Origin of the sequence: Bifidobacterium xylocopae, from assembly GCF_003315615.1 — a bacterium.
Classification (GTDB): domain Bacteria; phylum Actinomycetota; class Actinomycetes; order Actinomycetales; family Bifidobacteriaceae; genus Bombiscardovia; species Bombiscardovia xylocopae.
The window spans coordinates 1-534 of the sequence record NZ_PDCH01000042.1; the positions used below are offsets into that span (position 1 = coordinate 1).

General features: G+C 66.1%; 2 protein-coding genes. Both read left to right on the plus strand.

Translation table 11 applies throughout. The annotated features are described in order from the left end of the window. Positions 1-210: hypothetical protein (locus CRD59_RS08230; RefSeq protein ID WP_236632793.1), on the plus strand; the 210-nt coding region annotated here is incomplete at its 5' end. Beyond that, a partial coding sequence (locus CRD59_RS08235) for an ATP-binding cassette domain-containing protein (RefSeq protein WP_236632792.1) occupies positions 198-534 on the plus strand: 337 nt, incomplete at its 3' end. The genes CRD59_RS08230 and CRD59_RS08235, both read left to right, overlap by 13 nt.

Below are 534 nucleotides of genomic sequence, written 5' to 3' on the forward strand. Positions count from 1 at the left end.
AATGCGAAGACCTCGGCCAGCGTGCCAACCAAGACGGCCGTGAGGGTCGCGGAGCCGGGGGAGAGCGTGCTGTCCCTCAAGCAGGTCTCCTACCGCTACAGCAAGAACCAGCGGGCCGTGCTCAAGGACATCACGGCGCCTTCGAGCCCGGCAGGCTCTACACCATCATCGGCAAGTCCGGCGCCGGCAAGACCACCCTGCTCTCGTTGATCTCCGGCCTGGACACGGCCACCGGTGGCGAGGTGCTCTACCGGGGGCAGAACGTGGGCAAGCTGGACCGCGACAACTACCGGGCCCATAGCGTCGGCACCATTTTTCAGGGCTACAACCTGCTGACCAACGCGACTGCCCTGGAGAACATCGTCCTCTCCATGAACATCAGCGGTGTCAAGGGCGGCAATAAGAAGCAGACCGCCCTGGAGTTGCTGGAGCGAATCGGCATCGACCGGGAGACCGCCAACCGCAAGGTCCTGCAGCTGTCCGGCGCCGCGCAGCAGCGCGTCGGTAGCGCCCGCGTCCTGGCCCCGAACCCCG